At 47.1% G+C, this 531-nt stretch carries 1 protein-coding gene; it reads left to right on the forward strand.

Going from position 1 to position 531, the window contains the following annotated elements:
* Positions 1 to 531, forward strand: a 531-nt coding sequence (locus R7190_RS30350) for a PTS sugar transporter subunit IIA (protein WP_318138271.1), incomplete at both ends; no start/stop codon positions are given.

A 531-nucleotide genomic window follows, 5' to 3' on the forward strand; every position in this document is an offset into this window, starting at 1 on the left:
GAGCTGTCCGATGTGTTTTTCATGCTGGCGTCTCCAGATGGTGATGATCATCATCACATTGAAGTATTGGCACAAATTTCCACCAAAATTATCGAAGACGGCTTTGTTGACAAGCTTAAGTTGGCTCAATCGCGAGAAGAAGCGCTTGAGATGCTGACTGATATTCAAACCCAATCCAATGAATTTCTCCCAACTTCTTTAGAATTTGCATCAGAACCCCTGAGCCCTTGGGCGCAAAAACTTGGTCGCATTAAAGAGCACTTGCTGTTTGGCACATCCCACATGATCCCGTTTATCGTTGCGGGAGGTGTGTTGTTGTCGTTGTCGGTGATGATCTCTGGTCACGGTGGTGTACCACAAGAAGGCATTTTGGCCGATATTGCCCAAATGGGGATTGCTGGCCTGACATTGTTTACTGCTGTTCTTGGCGGTTACATTGCTTATTCCATTGCCGACAAGCCGGGCCTTGCACCGGGTATGATAGGGTCTTGGATTGCGGTCAGTCATTACAATACGGGTTTTTTAGGTGCA

This window comes from Vibrio sp. 1078-1 (assembly GCF_033340475.1).